This window comes from Micromonospora sp. NBC_01699, assembly GCF_036250065.1.
In the GTDB taxonomy this organism is placed as follows: domain Bacteria; phylum Actinomycetota; class Actinomycetes; order Mycobacteriales; family Micromonosporaceae; genus Micromonospora_G.
Genome location: NZ_CP109199.1, coordinates 1,621,359 through 1,637,563, shown reverse-complemented (window position 1 = coordinate 1,637,563; position 16,205 = coordinate 1,621,359). Strand labels below are relative to the sequence as shown.

Below are 16,205 nucleotides of genomic sequence, written 5' to 3'. Positions count from 1 at the left end.
CCGGGTTCCTTCGTATCCGGGTGGTTCCCCGGTCAGCGGGCGATCTCGGTGACCCGGGACTCGCGTACGACGGTGACCCGGATCTGACCCGGATAGGTCAGCTCCTCCTCGATCTGCTTGGCCACGTCACGGGCCAGCACCGCCGCACCGATGTCGTCGACGTCGTCCGGCTTCACCATCACCCGGATCTCCCGACCCGCCTGCATGGCGAAGACCTTCTCCACCCCGGACTTGTTACCGGCGATCTCCTCGATCCGCTCCAGCCGCTTGACGTACGCCTCCAGGCTCTCCCGGCGCGCGCCCGGCCGACCACCGGAACAGGCGTCCGACGCCTGGGTCAGCACCGCCTCGATGGTCTGCGGCTGCACCTCGTTGTGGTGCGCCTCGATCGCGTGCACCACCTCGTCGGACTCCCCGTACTTGCGGGCCAGGTCGGCGCCGATCAGCGCGTGGCTACCCTCGACCTCGTGGGTGAGCGCCTTGCCGATGTCGTGCAGGAACGCACACCGCTTGATCGTCGGGGCGTCCAACCGCAACTCCGCCGCCATGATCCCGGCGATGTGCGCGGTCTCGACCAGGTGCTTGAGCACGTTCTGCCCGTACGACGTCCGGTAGCGCAGCCGACCGAGCAGGGTGACCAGCTCGGGGTGGATCTCGGTGATACCGACCTCGACCAGGGCATCCTCGGCGGCCCGCTGGCAGAGCCGCTCCACCTCGTGCTTGGCGGTCTCGAAGACCTCCTCGATCCGGTGCGGGTGGATCCGGCCGTCCAGCACCAGCTTCTCCAGGGTGAGCCGGCCGATCTCCCGGCGTACCGGGTCGAAGCAGGAGAGCAGTACCGCCTCGGGGGTGTCGTCGATGATCAGGTTGACCCCGGTGACGGATTCGAAGGCGCGGATGTTGCGCCCCTCGCGGCCGATGATCCGGCCCTTCATCTCGTCGCCGGGCAGGTGCAGCACGCTGACCACGCTCTCCGCGGTCTGCTCGCTGGCCACCCGCTGGATCGCGTCCACCACTATGTGCCGGGCCCGCTGGTCGGCGGTGTTACGCGCGTCGGCCTCGATGTCCCGGACCAGGAGCGCCGCCTCGCGCTTGGCCTGACCCTCGATCGCCTCGACCAGCTCGCCACGGGCCGCGTCGGCGGTCAGGCCGGCCACCCGTTCCAGCTCCCGCCTGCGCAGCTCCTCGGCCTCGACCAGGGCCGCCTCCCGGACGGCCAGGGCGGCCTCCCGCTCGGTCAGCTCGGTCGCCGCCGCGGTCAGCCGGCGTTCCCGCTCGGTGAGCCGCTCGACCTCCTCGGTGTGCAGCCGCTCCCGCTCGTCCATCCTGGCCGCCCGCCGTTCGAGCTCGACGGCCTGTTCCTTGATCGTGGCGGCGAGGGAGGCGATCTCCCGCTCACCGCTGCGCCGGGCCGCGGTCCGTACCTGCTCGGCGTCGGTCTCGGCCTGACGGTGTGCCCGGTCGAGCACGGTGTCCGCCTCGACCCGGGCCGCGTCCAGCACCCGACGGGCCTCGGCTCGGGCCGCGCTCGCCTCGGCCTTCGCGGCGGCGGCCTCGGCCCGCGCGGCGGCAGCGGCCGACTTGGCCGTGTCCACCGTCGTGTACGCCTCGTCGGCGGCGGACCGCAGCGCCGCGAGCGACTGCTCCTGGCGGTCCTTCTCCGCGACGAAGGCGGAGTCGTCCGACGCCGGGCCGGTCCCGGTGAGACCGATCCTGCGCAGCGCCCGCGCGCCCAGCACCAGAGCGACCAGTACGAGGGCGGCCAACACGGCGATCGCGGTGAGCAACCCCCACTCAAGCGCGCTCATGCCGACGCTCCACAGCGACTCGTCCCGATGTCCCTGCGCCGCCCGGTCATGGCCGCCTCCCCTCACCGCCCGGCGCCGGAGGGTCGCCCTCCTGTGACGCGCCCCACGGCTGTCGATACGCCCGACCGAGGCGGCTGGCCGAGGATAGGTTCCATCGGCGGTGTGTTGGGACACCGCCGAAGGCCGGGAACCGTGTTCGTGACGTCACCGAATCGGCCTGTCCGGTGACGCGCTATCTGGCCCCTGAACTGGCCAAAGTGATGCCGTACTGTTACGCGATCTATGTTGTGCGTTTAGCCTGCGATGGTCGGGCAGTCTCACCTGTAACGCGAGGCTAGGTCGCGAGGTGCCCTTCGGTCAAGGACTCATGATCCAGCATGAGTCGGACGTACGGCACACGGATGCCTACCCGCAGCTCATGACGGGTGGGGCATACCCGGACGAGCCGGCCGGCGAGAAGTGGTCGGGTGCCCGGCCCGGCGGTTGCCGCCGCCGGGCGGGACGTCCCGTGTCGCTACTGGCCCGCGCGGCCGTCCCGTGGCGCTACTGGCCCGCGCGGCCGTCCCGGTCGAGTTCCGACTCGGCGTCGGCGAGCGCGTCCGGGTCGATGTGCTCGGCGAACTCGGCCGCCTCGGCGCTCTGCGCCGCCAGCGCGTCCTTGACCGCCCGGATCGCCACGCCGGGCGGATAGCCCTTGCGGGCGAGCATCGCCACCAGCCGGCGGAACACCGCGTCCGGCGTGCCCCGTGCGGTCCTCAGTTTGCGATCCACCAGGGTGCGGGCGGTCTCGCCCTCGGTCGTCTCGTCCAGTTCGCCGAGCGCCTCGGTGGCGATGTCGCTGTCGACACCCCGTTGCCGCAGCTCGTTGGCCAGCGCCCGGCGGGCCAGACCCCGCCCCTGGTGGCGACTGGTGACCCAGGCCCGCGCGAAGGCGGCGTCGTCGATGATGCCGACCTCGTCATACCGGTCGAGCACCTGGTGGGCGACCTCTTCACTGATGCCCCGTCGGGCGAGCGCGGTCGCCAGCTCGGCCCGGGTACGCGGGCGCACGGCGAGTTGGCGCAGGCAGATCTCCCGGGCCAGTTCGCCCTCGTCGCGTGGCGGCCCGGCAACGGCGGCGTCCCCACCACGGCCGCGCCGTCGACCGCCGGCCCCGGCCGGCTGCTCCGAGCCGGACCCGACACCGTCGGTGTGGCCCGGCGACGTCGAGGCGCCCGCCGGCCAGCCCTGGTCCTCCTCGGACCAGCCCTGATTGCCTTCGGACCGGCCCTGATTGTTCTCGGACCGGCCCCGATTGTCCTCGGACCAGCCCTGATCGTCTCCTGGCCGGCCCGGCGGACCGGCGTCACCGGGCGGTCCGAAGCCACCGGTCGGATCGGCGTTCGCGGCACGGCCCCGCCGCGAACGCCCCACTGTGCCACCACCCGATCGGGGCGGTGCGGCATCCCAGCCGCGCCCCGAGCGGGCTCCACGTCGTCCAGCCATGATGCAGAGGAAGAATCGGCGACCGGTCAGAAGTCCACCGGCGGCAGCTCCGGGCCGCCCGCGGCGTCGCTAGTGCTGACCCCGACACCGAGCTTCTCCAGGATCTTCTTCTCGATCTCGGCGGCCACGTCCGGGTTCTCCTTGAGGAACTCCCGGGCCTTCTCCTTGCCCTGGCCGAGCTGGTCACCGTCGTAGGTGTACCAGGCACCGGACTTGCGGATGATCGTCTGCTCCACGCCGACGTCGATCAGCGAGCCCTCGCGGGAGATGCCCTTGCCGTACATGATGTCGAACTCGGCCTGTTTGAACGGCGCGGCGACCTTGTTCTTCACCACCTTGACCCTGGTCCGGTTACCGACCACGTCGGTGCCGTCCTTGAGGCTCTCGATCCGGCGTACGTCGAGACGGACCGACGCGTAGAACTTCAGCGCCCGACCACCGGTGGTGGTCTCCGGGCTGCCGAACATCACGCCGATCTTCTCCCGGAGCTGGTTGATGAAGATCGCGGTGGTGTTGGTGTTGCTGAGCACACCGGTGATCTTCCGCAGCGCCTGGCTCATCAGCCGGGCCTGGAGGCCCACGTGGCTGTCGCCCATCTCGCCCTCGATCTCGGCCCGGGGCACCAGTGCGGCCACCGAGTCGATCACGATGATGTCCAGCGCGCCGGAGCGGATCAGCATGTCCGCGATCTCCAGCGCCTGCTCACCGGTGTCCGGCTGGGAGACCAGCATCGCGTCGGTGTCGACCCCGAGCGCCTTGGCGTATTCCGGGTCGAGCGCGTGCTCGGCGTCGATGAAGGCCGCGATACCGCCGGCCCGCTGGGCGCTCGCCACCGCGTGCAGCGCCACGGTGGTCTTACCGCTGCTCTCCGGGCCGTAGATCTCGACCACCCGGCCCCTGGGCAGACCGCCCACGCCGAGTGCCACATCGAGTGCGATCGAGCCGGTCGGGATAACGGCCATCTGGATCTGCGGCCGTTCGCCCAGCCGCATCACCGAGCCCTTACCGAACTGCTTGTCGATCTGAGCGAGAGCAAGGTCTAGTGCCTTCTCCCGGTCAGGTCCTGGCGCCATGGTTGCCACCCCTGCCTTCGCCGGCGTCTTTGCTGAACTTTTCGTCACGCGGACACGCTAGGCGCTAGGTCCGACAGAAAACAGCCGACCGGCCGTGAGCTGTGGACGAGCACCCCGCTGTGGACAATAGCCGAACAGGTGTACGACAACGTCCACGACACGCCACAAGGCAATAACGGCAGCTCAGCGTAGTCGGGCGGGCACTCGATCGGGGTACGCCGCAACCACCGCGCGCCAGACGACCACCGTCGCCTCACCCTCGGCGAGCGCCTGCGTGACCGTTCGGCCACCCAACTGGGACAGCACCTGATCGGCGGCGATGCTGGTCGCGTACGCCGAGCCGAACACCTGCTCCAGCCGCGTCCAGAAATCCGTCAGCCGCACCGGCCCAACCCCCTCGCATCCGCCCGACCCGGCGCGCGTGGCCGGGTCGCCGCGCCATCATCCGCCCGACGCCGACCGCCAACGCTAGCGCCACCGGCACCACCACCGCGAACGGGCACAACCCCGGTTACCGGCGCAGCGGGCTTGCTCAGGCTTACCGGCGCAGCGGGCTTGCTCAGGCCAGTGCCCCGGCGGCCACGGTCAGGTCGGCGACCAGGCCGGCGTACGCGGTGTCCCGGTCGTCGGAGCGCAGCACCGCCGAGGGGTGGATGGTGGCCAGCAGACGGGTCGGCTCGACCGGCCCGTTCGCGGTGCTCGATCGCCGGGTGAAGTCCTCCGGGCGCTGGGCGGACTCCGGCCACGGCAGCAGCACCCCGCGCTCGCGGGTGACCCGGAACGCCGGGCCGAGCAGCGCCTTCGCGGCGATCGCGCCGAGCACCACGACAACCTCCGGGCGCAGTACGGCGAACTCGGCGACCAGCCAGGGCCGGCAGGCGACGATGTGGGTCTGGTCCGGGGTCTGGTGCAGCCGCCGCTTGCCGCGCACCGTGTGCCGGAAGTGCTTGACAGCGTTCGTGAGATAGAGCTGTGCCGGGTCCAGGCCGGCGTCGTCAACCGCCCGGCGCAGCACCCTGCCCGCCGGACCGACGAACGGCACCCCTTCGCGGTCTTCCACGTCGCCGGGCTGCTCACCGACCATGACCACCCGAGCGTGGGCGGCACCCCGGCCGAAGACCGTCTGGTTCGCCTCGGCGTACAGGTCGCAGCCCTCGCAGGAGGCCGCTGCCGTACGCAGTGCGGTCAGGCTCCTCGCGCCGGGCGGGATGAACTCCTGTGCGCCGGGGGCGGTCCGGGTCTGCGCCATGGAACCACTTCTACCCCGGCCGACCGTGCTCATGCGCCGGGTCCCGCACACCCTGGGCGGGTCAGGCGCCGAACGGGGTGGGTGCGCCGGTCTCGGTCACCCGCAGCAGCGCGTCGGCCAGCGGTTCGATGTCGCCGTCGGTGAGCGGGCTGATGGTGATCCGGACGGCCGGTCCGGTGGCGAGCCGGTAGAGCGAGCCGGGCGCGACCGCGTAACCGGCGTCGCGCAGCCCGGTCACCGCGCGGATCTCGTCCGGCACCGGCAGCCAGACGTTGATCCCGCTGCGGCCGTGGGCGGTCAGGCCCCGCCGGGCCAGCGCCGCCCGCAGGCCCTCCCGCCGTCGCTGGTAGCTCTCGCCGGCGGCGGCCACCCCGGCGGCCACCTCCGGGTCGCTCCAGAGCCGGATGGCGAGCCGTTGCAGCATGGTGGAGACCCAACCGGCACCGACCCGCATCCGGCCGGCGACCCGGGCCACCGTCGCCTCGTCCCCGGCGAGCACCGCGAGGCGCAGGTCCGGGCCGTAGGGCTTGCTGGCCGAACGGACGAAGGCCCAGCTCCGGGTCACCCCGGCCAGGCTGTGCAGCGGCAGCGCGGCGAGTTCGGCGGCGTGGTCGTCCTCGATCAACAGCAGGTCGTGATGGGCGCCGAGCAGGTCGCGCAGGATCGCCGCCCGGTCGGCGGTCACCGCGGCCCCGGTCGGGTTCTGCGCCCGGCTGGTGACCACCAGCGCCCGTACGCCGACGGCCAGCGCGGCCCGTACGCCGGCCGGGGTGGGGCCGTCGTCGTCGACCCGTACGCCGACCGGTTGGAAGCCCAGCGCGGCGACCAGGTCGAGCAGGTTGGCCCAGCCGGGGTCCTCGACGCCGACCGGGTCACCGGGGCGCAGGTGGGCGGTGAGCAGTCGTTCGATGCCGTCGAGCGCGCCGCTGGTGACGGTGATCGCGTCGGCCGGCACCCCGTCGGCGGTCAGTCGGCGCCCGGCGAGGTCGACCAGTTCGGGCAGCACCCCGGCGTCGCCGTAGCCGATCGGGGCGCCGCCGGTGTGGGCGAGGGCGGCCAGGTGCGGCGCGAACGCGGGCAACAGCCGGTGGTCGGGTTCGCCGGTGGACAGGTCGAGCGCACCGGCCACCGGGGGCAGCCGCAGCGCCGAGCGGGCGGCGGCGACCGGTGGTCGGGGCCGAATCCGCGTGCCGTTGCGCCCGGCGGTCTCGACCAGCCCGCGCTGGCGCAGCGTCTGGTACGCCTTGGCCACCGTTGCCGGGCTGACGGCGAGCTGTCCGGCCAGGCCCCGGACCGATGGCAGCGTCGCCCCCGCGGGCAGGGCGCCGACGCGTACGCCGGTTTCGACGCTGGCCGAAATCTCGGCTGCCGTACCACCCTCGATCTGATAATGTGCTGCCACAGTTTTGAGATTGTACTAGAACGATCGGGGAGGCGCCAGGTGTACCAGCCGACGCAACAGACCACCGCCAACCGAGGCCGCAACCGGATGAGCTACCAGCGGGACACCGCGCACGCGATCCTGGACGAGGCGTACCACTGCACCCTCGCCTTCACCGTCGACGGCGAACCGAGACTGCTGCCCACCCTGCACGTACGCGTCGACGACACGGTCTACCTGCACGGCTCCACCGGCGGCCGGCCACTGCTCGCCGCCCGTGGACCGGACGGGCTGCCGGTCTGCCTCGGCGTCACCCTGCTCGACGGCCTGGTCTACGGCCGGTCCCAGTTCCACCACAGCGCCAACTACCGCTCGGTGGTCGCGCACGGCACCGCCCACCTGGTCACCGAAGCCGCCGAGAAACTCGCCGCGATGACCGCACTGGTGGAGAAGGTGGGCCGGGGTCGGGCCGCCGACAGCCGCCCGCCGACCCGCAGGGAACTGGCCGAGACGGCGGTACTGGCGCTGCCGCTGCGGGAGGTGTCGGTCCGGGCCCGGACCGGGCCGGTGATCGACGAGGCCGAGGACTACGCCCTGCCGCACTGGGCCGGGGTGCTGCCGCTGCGGCAGGTCGCCGGCCCGCCCGAGCCGGACGCCGGGGTCACCGCGCCGGTCCCCGACTACCTGCTCCCGCCGCGCTCCCCCTGGCTCACCGCCGCCCCGATGGCCGGCGCGCACGTACGACTGGAGCCACTGGACCTCGCCCACGCCGACGAGTTGTACGCGGCCACCGACGACGCCGAGGTCTGGCGCGACCTGACCAGCCCGCGCCCGGCACACCCCGACGACCTGCGCGTGATCATCGCCGAGGCGCTGCGCTCCCAGCACGCCGGTACCCGGGTGCCCTGGGTGCAGCGCGACGCCCGGACCGGCCGGGTCGTCGGCAGCACCTCCTACTACGAGGTGGACGAGGCCCGGCGGACGGTGGCGATCGGGCACACCTTCCTCGGGCCGGCGAGCTGGCGTACCGGGATCAACACCGAGGCCAAACTGCTCCTGCTCGGCCGGGCCTTCGACGTACTGGGCGCGGAACGGGTGGTCTGGCACACCGATCTCCGCAACGAGCGCTCGCAGCGGGCGATCGAACGGCTCGGCGCCCGGCGCGAAGGCGTGCTGCGTCGGCACCGGCAGCGGCCGGACGGCTCGTGGCGGGACACCGTGCTCTACGCCATGATCGCCGACGAGTGGCCAAAGGCACAGCTCACGCTCCGGAATTCGCTTCGTCCGACGGTACCGCCGGGGCGATGATGACGCCCGTGCTGGGGATCACCGACATCTGGACCTACGTGCTGGGCACCGTCGCCATCGTGCTGCTGCCCGGACCGAACTCGCTCTTCGTCCTCTCCACCGCCGCCAAACGCGGTGTACGCGTCGGCTACCAGGCGGCGGCCGGGGTGTTCCTCGGCGACACCGTACTGATGGTGCTCTCCGCCGCCGGGGTGGCGTCGCTGCTCAAGGCGTACCCGCCGATCTTCATGGTGATCAAGTACGGCGGTGCGGCGTACCTCGGTTATGTGGGGTTGACCATGCTGCGCGGGGCCTGGCGGCGCTGGCGGACCCGCAACGAACCGGGCACGCCGCGGCTGATCGACGGCGCCGGACCGACCCCGGAGCGCAACCCGTTCCGGCGCGCGGCCGTGATCAGTTTGCTCAACCCGAAGGCGATCCTGTTCTTCATCTCCTTCTTCATCCAGTTCGTCGACCCGACCTACCCCTACCCGGCACTGTCGTTCCTGCTGCTCGGGGTGATCGCGCAGGTCGCCAGCGTGCTCTACCTGACCGTGCTGATCCTCACCGGCACCTACCTGGCCGCCCAGTTCCGCCAACGCCGCCGCCTGGCCGCCGCCACAACCACCGGCATCGCCGTCCTCTTCCTCGGCTTCAGCCTCAAACTAGCCACCGCCACCGCCGGCTAACCCCCTCCCTCCCCCTCCTCCCTCCCTCCCCCTCCCCCTCCCCCTCCCCCTCCACCCCATCACCTCGTCGATCTTGCAGTTGTGGCGCCCGATAGAACACATTCGCGGCTTTTGTCCACCACCACAACTGCAAGATCGCCGGCTTGGGGGCGGGGGGAGGGGGCGGGGTGGGGGCGGAGGGCGGGGCGGGGGGGGAGGGGGCGGGGTTAGATGCCGCCCTCGCCGCCGGCGGTGCCGGTGATGCCTTCGCCCTCGGGGGGTAGGTCTGGGGGGCGGTTGGTGTTTACCGACTCGGACAGGGCGGGGCCCTCGCGGGCGCCGGAGCGGACGGCGGCGTGCCGGGCCACCGCGTGCCGGACCCAGCTGTCCACCACCTCCACCCAGTTGAGGTGGTCTACGTCGGTGTGCGGGACCCGGAAGCGGGTCAGGCTGTAGTGGCTGGCGCCGGCGAGCGCCAGCCGCCGGTCCAGCGCGAAGACCACCTCCAGCGCCCGCGGACCGGCCAGGAAGGTCAGCTCGATCTCGGTGAACGGGCCGGCGTAGAGCGGCGCCGCCCAGTAACCGATCTTCTGGTGAAACGGCAGGGTCTGCCGCACCCCCGGCAACCGGCCCTGTTGCAGACCGACCTGACGCAGCGTGAAACCCAGGCTGTCGAAGGTCGACATGATCCGCTCCTGGGACGGCAGCGGATGGACGAAGACCCCGGTCAGGCCGCCCCGGTCCAGGTCCGGGCCGAGCGCCACCTCGGTCCGCAGCGCCATCGGCAGGTTGAGCCGGGGAAGCCCGTTCACCACCGTCACCGGAAGTTCCCAGGGCATCGGTACGGCGAACGCGACGTCCCGCCGCTCCCCCGGCTCCAGCACCACCGCCCCGGCGACCCGTACCCGGGCGAACTCGAACTCCAGGTAACCGTCGCTCCCGTCGGCCGGCTCGACCCGGGTCACCAGTCCGAGCACCACGTGCCCGACCGGCACCGGAAACTCGCCCCCGACCATCCGTACCCGCCCCGGCAGGTCGAGCCCCGGCCGGGTGCTCGGATTGGTCAGCACGGTACGGACGGCGAAGCCCGTACCGGGTGACTCTCCGCCGAACAGCACCGTCGGCCGTCCCTCCACGCTGGGGCCCTGCCCTGCCGATCCTGCCCCAACGCGAGCGGGCGGGGCGGCCGATTCGACCACCCCGCCCGGCTCACGTCCAGGGTTGCGGATCAGCGCAGTCGACGCCCGCGCGGAACCTGGTCGGTCTCGTCGTCGAACTCCCCGATGACCTCTTCCAGCAGGTCCTCCAGGGCCACGAAGCCGACCGCCCGGCCGACCCCGACCCGGTCGGTGACCAGGGCCAGCTGTGCCTGGCGGGCCCGCATCGCGGCCACCGCCTCGGTGACCGTGGCGGTCGCGGCCAGGCTGAACACCGGGGTCATCAGCTCCTCCGCGGTGGCCGTACGGCCCGCCGTGGTGGCCCGTACGGCCTCGCGTACGTGCACCATGCCGGCCACGGTGCCGGCGCCCTCCAGCACGGCCAGCCGGGACCGGCCGCTGTCCCGGCTCACCGCCTCGATCCGGTCGGCGGTGTCCTCCCGGTGGACCGAGATGATCGTCTCCACCGGCTCCATCACGTCGGCCACCGTGGTGCCCTGCAACTCCAGCATGCTGGTCAGCAACTGCTGCTGGTCGGCGGCGAGCAGCCCGTGCTCGGCGGACTGTTCCAGCAGCATCCGCAGCTCCTCCGGGCCGTGTGCCTGGGCCAACTGGTCCTGCGGTCGTACGTTGACCAGTCGCAGGATCACGTTGGCCAGGCCGTTGAGCGCGGTGAGCAGCGGCCGGGCCACCCGGGCGAAGGCCCGGAACGGCAGTGCCAGCAGCACCGCCGAGCGTTCGGCGTCGGTGATCGCCCAGGACTTGGGGGCCATCTCGCCGACGACCAGGTGCAGGAACGTCACCAGCAGCAGCGCGAACAGCAGGGCGATCACGTGACTGGCCGCCTCGGGCAGCCCGACCGCGTGCAGCACCGGGCTGGCCAGGTGTTCGATCGCGGGTTCGGCGAGGGCACCGAGCCCCAGCGTGCAGACGGTGATGCCGAGCTGCGCGCCGGCCAGCATCAGGCCGAGTTCGCGTACCCCGTCCAGGGCCGCCTTGGCCGCCCGGCCACCGTTGGCGGCGGCCTGTTCCAGCCGGTACCGCTTGCTCGCCACCAGGGCGAACTCGGCCGCCACGAAGAAGCCGTTCAGGGCGAGCAGGAGCAGCGAGACGAGCAGCGCCCAGGTCGTACTCATGCGGTCACCTCGGGGTGTTCGGACCCGGCGCCCGCGTTCTGGCCGACCAGGGCGAGCCGGACCGAGTCGGCGACGTGCCGGTCCACCGCGAGCACCTCGACCAGGGCCTTCGGGTGCGGCCGGGGAAGTTCGGACTCGGCCGAGAGGTTGATCTCCAGCCGGTCGCCGACCTCCGGCACCCGGCCCAGCTCGCGCATGACGAGCCCGGACAGGGTGTCGTACTCGGGTGCCTCGGGCAGCGCGATGCCGGTGCTGTCGGCGACCTCGTCGATCCGCCAGCGGGCGGGCACCACCCAGGAGCCGTCCGGCTGCCGGATCGGGGTCGGCTCGGGCGGGTCGTCCTCGTCCCGGATCGGGCCGACCAGTTCCTCGGCGATGTCCTCCAGCGTGATCACCCCGGCGAACCCGCCGTACTCGTCGACCACGCAGGCGAGTTGGCGGTGCCCGGCCCGCAGCCGGTCCAGCACCGTCGGCAGCGGCAAGGTCGTGGGCACAAGCAACGGGGGTACGGCGACCTCGGCGACCCGTACGATCGACCGCCGCTCCGGCGGCACCCCGAGTACGTCGGCGATGCCGGCGACCCCGATCACGTCGTCCACGCCCTCGGTCCCGCGTACGGGAAAGCGGGAGTGGCCGGTGTCGAGCAGTTCCACCAGCCGGCTCACCGGATCGTCGGCCTGCACGGTGTGCACCGCCACCCGTGGCACCATCGCCTCGGCGGCGGTGAGCTGCCGGAAGTCGAGCCCCCGGTCGAGCAGGGTGGACATGGCGATGTCGAGCTGCCCCTCCTCGCGCGACTCGGCGATGATCTGTTCCAGGTCCTCCGGGGTGGCGCCGCTGGGCAGTTCCTCGATCGGTTCGATGCCGACCCGGCGCAGCAGCCGGGTGGCGGCGGCGTCGAAGAGGCGGATCACCGGGGCGGCCACGGTCAGGTAGATCAGGGTCGACCGGCTGAGTTTCATCGCCAGCATCTCGGCGCGGGCGATGGCGAGGTTCTTCGGTGCCAGTTCGCCGAGCACCATCTGCACGACGGTCGCGATGACCAGCGACAGCGCGATGGACAGCGGCATGGTGATGCCCTCGGGCACCCCGGCCACGCCGAACAGGTCGGCGAGGCCGTCGCCGAGGAACGGCTCGGCGACGTACCCGACGAGCAGGGCGGTCAGGGTGATGCCGAGTTGGGCGCCGGAGAGCATGAAGGAGAGCCGTCCGGTGACCTTCAGGGCGCGTTGGGCGGCGGGATCGCCGTCGTCGGCGAGTTGTTTGAGTTTGCCGCGGTCGACGGCGACGTAGCCGAACTCCTGGGCCACGAAGTAACCCGTCGCGGCCGTGAGCACGATGATCAGAAGGAGGCCGATCGCGATCAACACGGAGGGCTCAGGGCTCCCCGGTTCGTCGGTCGGTTGCAGGGGCGCCGGGTCGTACCCGGCTGGCTACTACTGCCCTCCTGGGCAGAGGAGTCGATCATGCCGACAGTTTATCCGGAGGTACCGGGGATTCGGCCGAACCCTCGCCACTCCGTCCCGAACCCCGACCAGTACGGAAGGGCCCCTCGTAATGGCGTTTTGTGCGGGAAGGGGCCCTTCTCTCCGTTCTGGTCAGGTTCGGCGCTGGGTGATCTTCACCGTGTCGACCGCCTCGACCGGGACCGGTTCCCCGGACGGGAACGCGGCCCGCCCGCCCCGCTCAACGTTCCGGTCCGGTCCCGGACAGGTCGGCGAGCTCGTCCACCACCAGCAGGTCGGGACGGTGCCGGCGGTCGCGGTACGCGGCCCGCCCGACCATCTGCGCGGCCACCGGCGCGGTCGCCAGCTGGAACACCCCGACCAGGACCAGGGTCGCGATGTCCGCCCCGGTACGCAGCCGCAGTCCCACCCCGATCAGGATCAGCAGCAGCCCGAGGATCTGTGGCTTGGTCGCCGCGTGCATCCGGGAGAGCACGTCGGGAAAACGCACCACGCCGATGCCGGCGGCGAGACTGAGCAGCGCACCGGCGATCAGGAAGCCGGCCGAGAGCAGGTCGGCGACGCCGGTCACGAGTCCTCCCGGGCGGCGAACCGGACGATGCCCACCGAGGCGACGAAGCCCAGGATGGCGAGCACCACCAGGATCGGCAGCGTGGTGGCGTGCCGGTTGACCGCCGCCTCGGTGCCGACCGCGCCGACCAGGACGGCCAGCAGCAGGTCGGTGGCGACGACCCGGTCCAGCAGGGACGGACCACGGACGATGCGGTACAGGGCCAGCAGCGCCGCCACCGACAGCAGCGCGGTGACGATCACGATCACGACGTTCATTCGGATGCTCCTTCGTCGGTACGGGTGGACGGGGGCGACCCGTCGGTGGTGGACGACGGCGGCCCGTCGGCGGGGGACGGGGGCTGGTCGGACGCGGACGGGCCGGGTCCGGCGAGCAGGCGCAGTTCGGCGGCGGAACCGGTGGCCCGGACGATCCGCTCCTCGACCGCGAGGACGTCCCGTCGGGCCCGGTCCACGTCGGCGGGGCCGCGTACGTCGAGCACGTGCACGTAGAGCGTGCCGGTGTCGCGTACCGCCTCGACGATGAGCGTGCCGGGGACCAGCGACAGCGCCTCGGCGGTCAGGGTCAGGTTCAGGTCCGAGCGCACCCGCAGCGGTACGGCGATGATCGCGCTGTGCCGTACGCCGTCCGGGCGCAGCGCGATCCAGGCCACCTGCACGCTCGCGGTGACCAGTTCGGCGACGAACCGGGCGGCGAACCGGAGCAGCCCCAGCGGCCGGATCCGGCCGTCGAAGGTCACCCTCGGCAGCGGGAAGAAGACCAGGACCAGCAGCGCGACCAGCGTTCCGCCGAGCACGTTGCCCCAGGTGAACTCGCCCCAGAGCAGGTTCCAGACCAGCACCAGCCAGATCACGGTGACCAGCTGGTCGCGCCACCGTCCCCGGCTCGTCACGGGTCGGCTGGTGGTGGCCGGCGACGGCCCGGTCACGGCTGGCCCACCGGGAAGACGGCCTCCACGTACGGCGTACGTTGGCGCAGGTCCTCGGCGGCGTCGCCGCTGAGTTGGTAGAGCGGCCCGGCGACCACGGTCAGCCCGATCCCGAGGGCGACCAGGGCGAGGGTGGCGCCGACCATGATCGGGGAGAGTCCGGGTGGGGCGTGCGGGTCGGCCAGCTTCGGTGCCCGCCAGAAGGCCAGGTTCCAGACCTTCATGGTGGCGTAGAGGGTGAGCAGGCTGGTCACGGTGCCGCCGATGACAAGCAGCCAGGGCAGCGCCCCGCCCTGGGCCACCCCGGCCTGGAGCAGGCCGAGCTTGCCGAGGAACCCGGAGAACGGCGGGATGCCGGCCAGGTTGAGCGCGGGTACGAGGAACAGGATGCCGAGCAGCGGCGCCACCCGGGCCAGCCCGCCGAGCCGGTCCAGGTTGGTGCTGCCGCCCCGGCGTTCGACCAGCCCGGTGGCGAGGAACAGGGTGGTCTGCACGGTGATGTGGTGCACCACGTAGAAGATCGCCCCGGAGAGTCCGGCCAGCGAGGTCAGCGCCACCCCGAAGATCATGTAGCCGATGTGGCTGAGCAGGGTGAACGACAGCAGCCGTTTGATGTCGGACTGGGCGACCGCGCCGAGAATGCCGATCACCATGGTGAGCAGCGCGACGATCAGCAGCAGGTTGTCGACCTGACCACCGGGGAAGAGCAGCGTCTCGGTACGGATGATGGCGTACACGCCGACCTTGGTGAGCAGGCCAGCGAAGACCGCGGTGACCGGTGCCGGTGCGGTCGGGTAGCTGTCCGGCAGCCAGGCCGACAGTGGGAAGACCGCCGCCTTGATGCCGAAGGCCAGCAGCAGCATCAGGTGCAGGACCAGCCGGAGTTGCGGCGGCAGCGCGTCGAGCCGGCCGGCGAGTTGGGCCAGGTTGAGCGTGCCGGTGGCCGCGTAGATCAGCCCGATCGCACTGAGGAAGATCATCGAGGAGAGCAGGCTGACCACCACGTACGTCGTACCGCCGCGGATCCGTACCCCGGTGCCGCTCAGGGTGATGAGCACGTAGCTCGCGGCGAGCAGCATCTCGAAGCCCACGAACAGGTTGAACAGGTCGCCGGAGAGGAACGCGTTGGTCACGCCCGCGGTCAGCACCAGATAGGTGGGGTGGTAGATGGTCACCGGCGTGGCGTCCGAACCGTCCGCCCGGCCCTCGCCGATCGAGTAGAGCAGCACGCACAGGGTCACCGCGGCGGAGACGACCAGCATCAACGCCGAGAGCTGATCGGCGACCAGCACGATGCCGACCGGTGCCGGCCAGCCGCCGACGTAGACGACCAGCGGGCCCTCCCGGCTCGCCTGCACCAGCAGCGCGACCGCGACGCCGAGGGTGCCGGTCAGCGCGCCGACGCTGACCAGCCGCTGGACGACCGGGTACCGGGCCAGCACCAGCGTCAACGCGGCCGCCAGCAGCGGGATCACGACGGGCAGCGGGACCAGGTACCTCATCCGGCACCGCCCCGACCGCCGCGAGCCGTCCCACCGTCCGGGCGGGTGAACGGGCCGGCCGGACCCGGCACCTGTTCCGGGTCGTCGCCGTCGTCGGTGTGCTCGTCAGCCTGCTCGTCGCCGCGGGTCACCTCGTCCCGTTCGGCGAGCACCATGATCCGCTGGTCTTCGAGGTCGTCCTGTACCTCGTCGTGGCCGAACAACTGCCAGCTCCGGTAGCCGACGGCGAGCAGGAACGCGGTGATGCCGAGGGTGATGACGATCGCGGTGAGCACCATCGCCTGGGGCAGCGGGTCGCTCATGTCGGCCTCCGCCGTGACGCCGACGATCGGCGCGGCGCCGGCCCGGCCGCCGAGCAGAATCATCAGGTTGACCCCGTTGCCGAGCATGATCACCCCAAGCAGCACCCGGGTCAGGCTGCGTTCCAGCAGCAGGGTGACGCCGGCGCCGACGAGCACGCCGACGGTCACCGCCTGGACCAGGTTCGGGGTCAT

At 71.9% G+C, this 16,205-nt stretch carries 16 protein-coding genes; 2 read left to right on the top strand and 14 right to left on the bottom strand.

All coding sequences use genetic code 11. From position 1 onward, the window contains the following. Positions 1–32: 32 nt before the first annotated feature. The 6 genes from rny to OG792_RS07375 form a co-directional block, all read right to left on the bottom strand. Positions 33–1,808 (bottom strand): ribonuclease Y, encoded by a 1,776-nt coding sequence (gene rny, locus OG792_RS07400; protein ID WP_329108479.1) that lies wholly within the window; start codon positions 1,806–1,808, stop codon positions 33–35. A 543-nt stretch (positions 1,809–2,351) separates the two neighbouring features. Continuing rightward, the gene (locus tag OG792_RS07395; RefSeq protein WP_329108478.1) at positions 2,352–3,221 is read right to left on the bottom strand and encodes a regulatory protein RecX; all 870 of its coding nucleotides are present in this window, start codon (positions 3,219–3,221) and stop codon (positions 2,352–2,354) included. Between the two features lie 98 nt (positions 3,222–3,319). Next, positions 3,320–4,366, bottom strand: coding sequence for a recombinase RecA (gene recA, locus OG792_RS07390; protein WP_329108477.1), 1,047 nt, complete (start codon positions 4,364–4,366; stop codon positions 3,320–3,322). 183 nt (positions 4,367–4,549) lie between these two features. After that, entirely contained in the window at positions 4,550–4,750 is a 201-nt protein-coding gene (locus OG792_RS07385) for a DUF3046 domain-containing protein (RefSeq protein ID WP_329108476.1), read from the bottom strand. Positions 4,751–4,925: 175 nt separating this feature from the next. Beyond that, positions 4,926–5,615: a UdgX family uracil-DNA binding protein gene (locus OG792_RS07380; protein WP_329108475.1), complete on the bottom strand. Its 690-nt coding sequence runs from the start codon at positions 5,613–5,615 to the stop codon at positions 4,926–4,928. Positions 5,616–5,676: 61 nt separating this feature from the next. Beyond that, positions 5,677–7,017, bottom strand: a complete 1,341-nt coding sequence (locus OG792_RS07375) for an aminotransferase class I/II-fold pyridoxal phosphate-dependent enzyme (RefSeq protein ID WP_329108474.1) — start codon at positions 7,015–7,017, stop codon at positions 5,677–5,679. 39 nt (positions 7,018–7,056) lie between these two features. On the opposite strand from OG792_RS07375, the gene OG792_RS07370 reads away from it, so the two are divergent. Next, positions 7,057–8,304, top strand: coding sequence for a bifunctional pyridoxamine 5'-phosphate oxidase family protein/GNAT family N-acetyltransferase (locus tag OG792_RS07370; protein ID WP_329108473.1), 1,248 nt, complete (start codon positions 7,057–7,059; stop codon positions 8,302–8,304). Then, the gene (gene leuE, locus OG792_RS07365; RefSeq protein ID WP_329108472.1) at positions 8,301–8,972 is read left to right on the top strand and encodes a leucine efflux protein LeuE; all 672 of its coding nucleotides are present in this window, start codon (positions 8,301–8,303) and stop codon (positions 8,970–8,972) included. Before OG792_RS07370 ends, leuE begins: the two co-directional genes overlap by 4 nt. Before the next feature lie 206 nt (positions 8,973–9,178). On the opposite strand, the gene OG792_RS07360 is transcribed toward leuE, so the two are convergent. The 8 genes from OG792_RS07360 to OG792_RS07325 form a co-directional block, all read right to left on the bottom strand. Further along, on the bottom strand, positions 9,179–10,087 hold the full coding sequence (locus OG792_RS07360; RefSeq protein WP_329108471.1) for a sporulation protein: 909 nt from the start codon (positions 10,085–10,087) through the stop codon (positions 9,179–9,181). A 92-nt stretch (positions 10,088–10,179) separates the two neighbouring features. After that, positions 10,180–11,244, bottom strand: coding sequence for a hemolysin family protein (locus OG792_RS07355; protein ID WP_329108470.1), 1,065 nt, complete (start codon positions 11,242–11,244; stop codon positions 10,180–10,182). Further along, entirely contained in the window at positions 11,241–12,614 is a 1,374-nt protein-coding gene (locus OG792_RS07350; RefSeq protein WP_329108469.1) for a hemolysin family protein, read from the bottom strand. The genes OG792_RS07355 and OG792_RS07350 overlap by 4 nt, the downstream gene beginning before the upstream one ends. A 316-nt stretch (positions 12,615–12,930) precedes the next feature. After that, positions 12,931–13,281: a monovalent cation/H(+) antiporter subunit G gene (gene mnhG, locus OG792_RS07345; RefSeq protein WP_329108468.1), complete on the bottom strand. Its 351-nt coding sequence runs from the start codon at positions 13,279–13,281 to the stop codon at positions 12,931–12,933. Beyond that, a complete protein-coding gene (locus OG792_RS07340; protein ID WP_329108467.1) occupies positions 13,278–13,538 on the bottom strand; it encodes a monovalent cation/H+ antiporter complex subunit F in 261 nt (86 codons plus the stop codon). The genes mnhG and OG792_RS07340 overlap by 4 nt, the downstream gene beginning before the upstream one ends. Then, positions 13,535–14,209: a Na+/H+ antiporter subunit E gene (locus OG792_RS07335; RefSeq protein WP_329108466.1), complete on the bottom strand. Its 675-nt coding sequence runs from the start codon at positions 14,207–14,209 to the stop codon at positions 13,535–13,537. The genes OG792_RS07340 and OG792_RS07335 overlap by 4 nt, the downstream gene beginning before the upstream one ends. Beyond that, positions 14,206–15,711: a Na+/H+ antiporter subunit D gene (locus tag OG792_RS07330; protein WP_329108465.1), complete on the bottom strand. Its 1,506-nt coding sequence runs from the start codon at positions 15,709–15,711 to the stop codon at positions 14,206–14,208. Before OG792_RS07330 ends, OG792_RS07335 begins: the two co-directional genes overlap by 4 nt. Next, on the bottom strand, positions 15,708–16,205 hold the full coding sequence (locus tag OG792_RS07325; RefSeq protein ID WP_329108464.1) for a Na(+)/H(+) antiporter subunit C: 498 nt from the start codon (positions 16,203–16,205) through the stop codon (positions 15,708–15,710). Before OG792_RS07325 ends, OG792_RS07330 begins: the two co-directional genes overlap by 4 nt.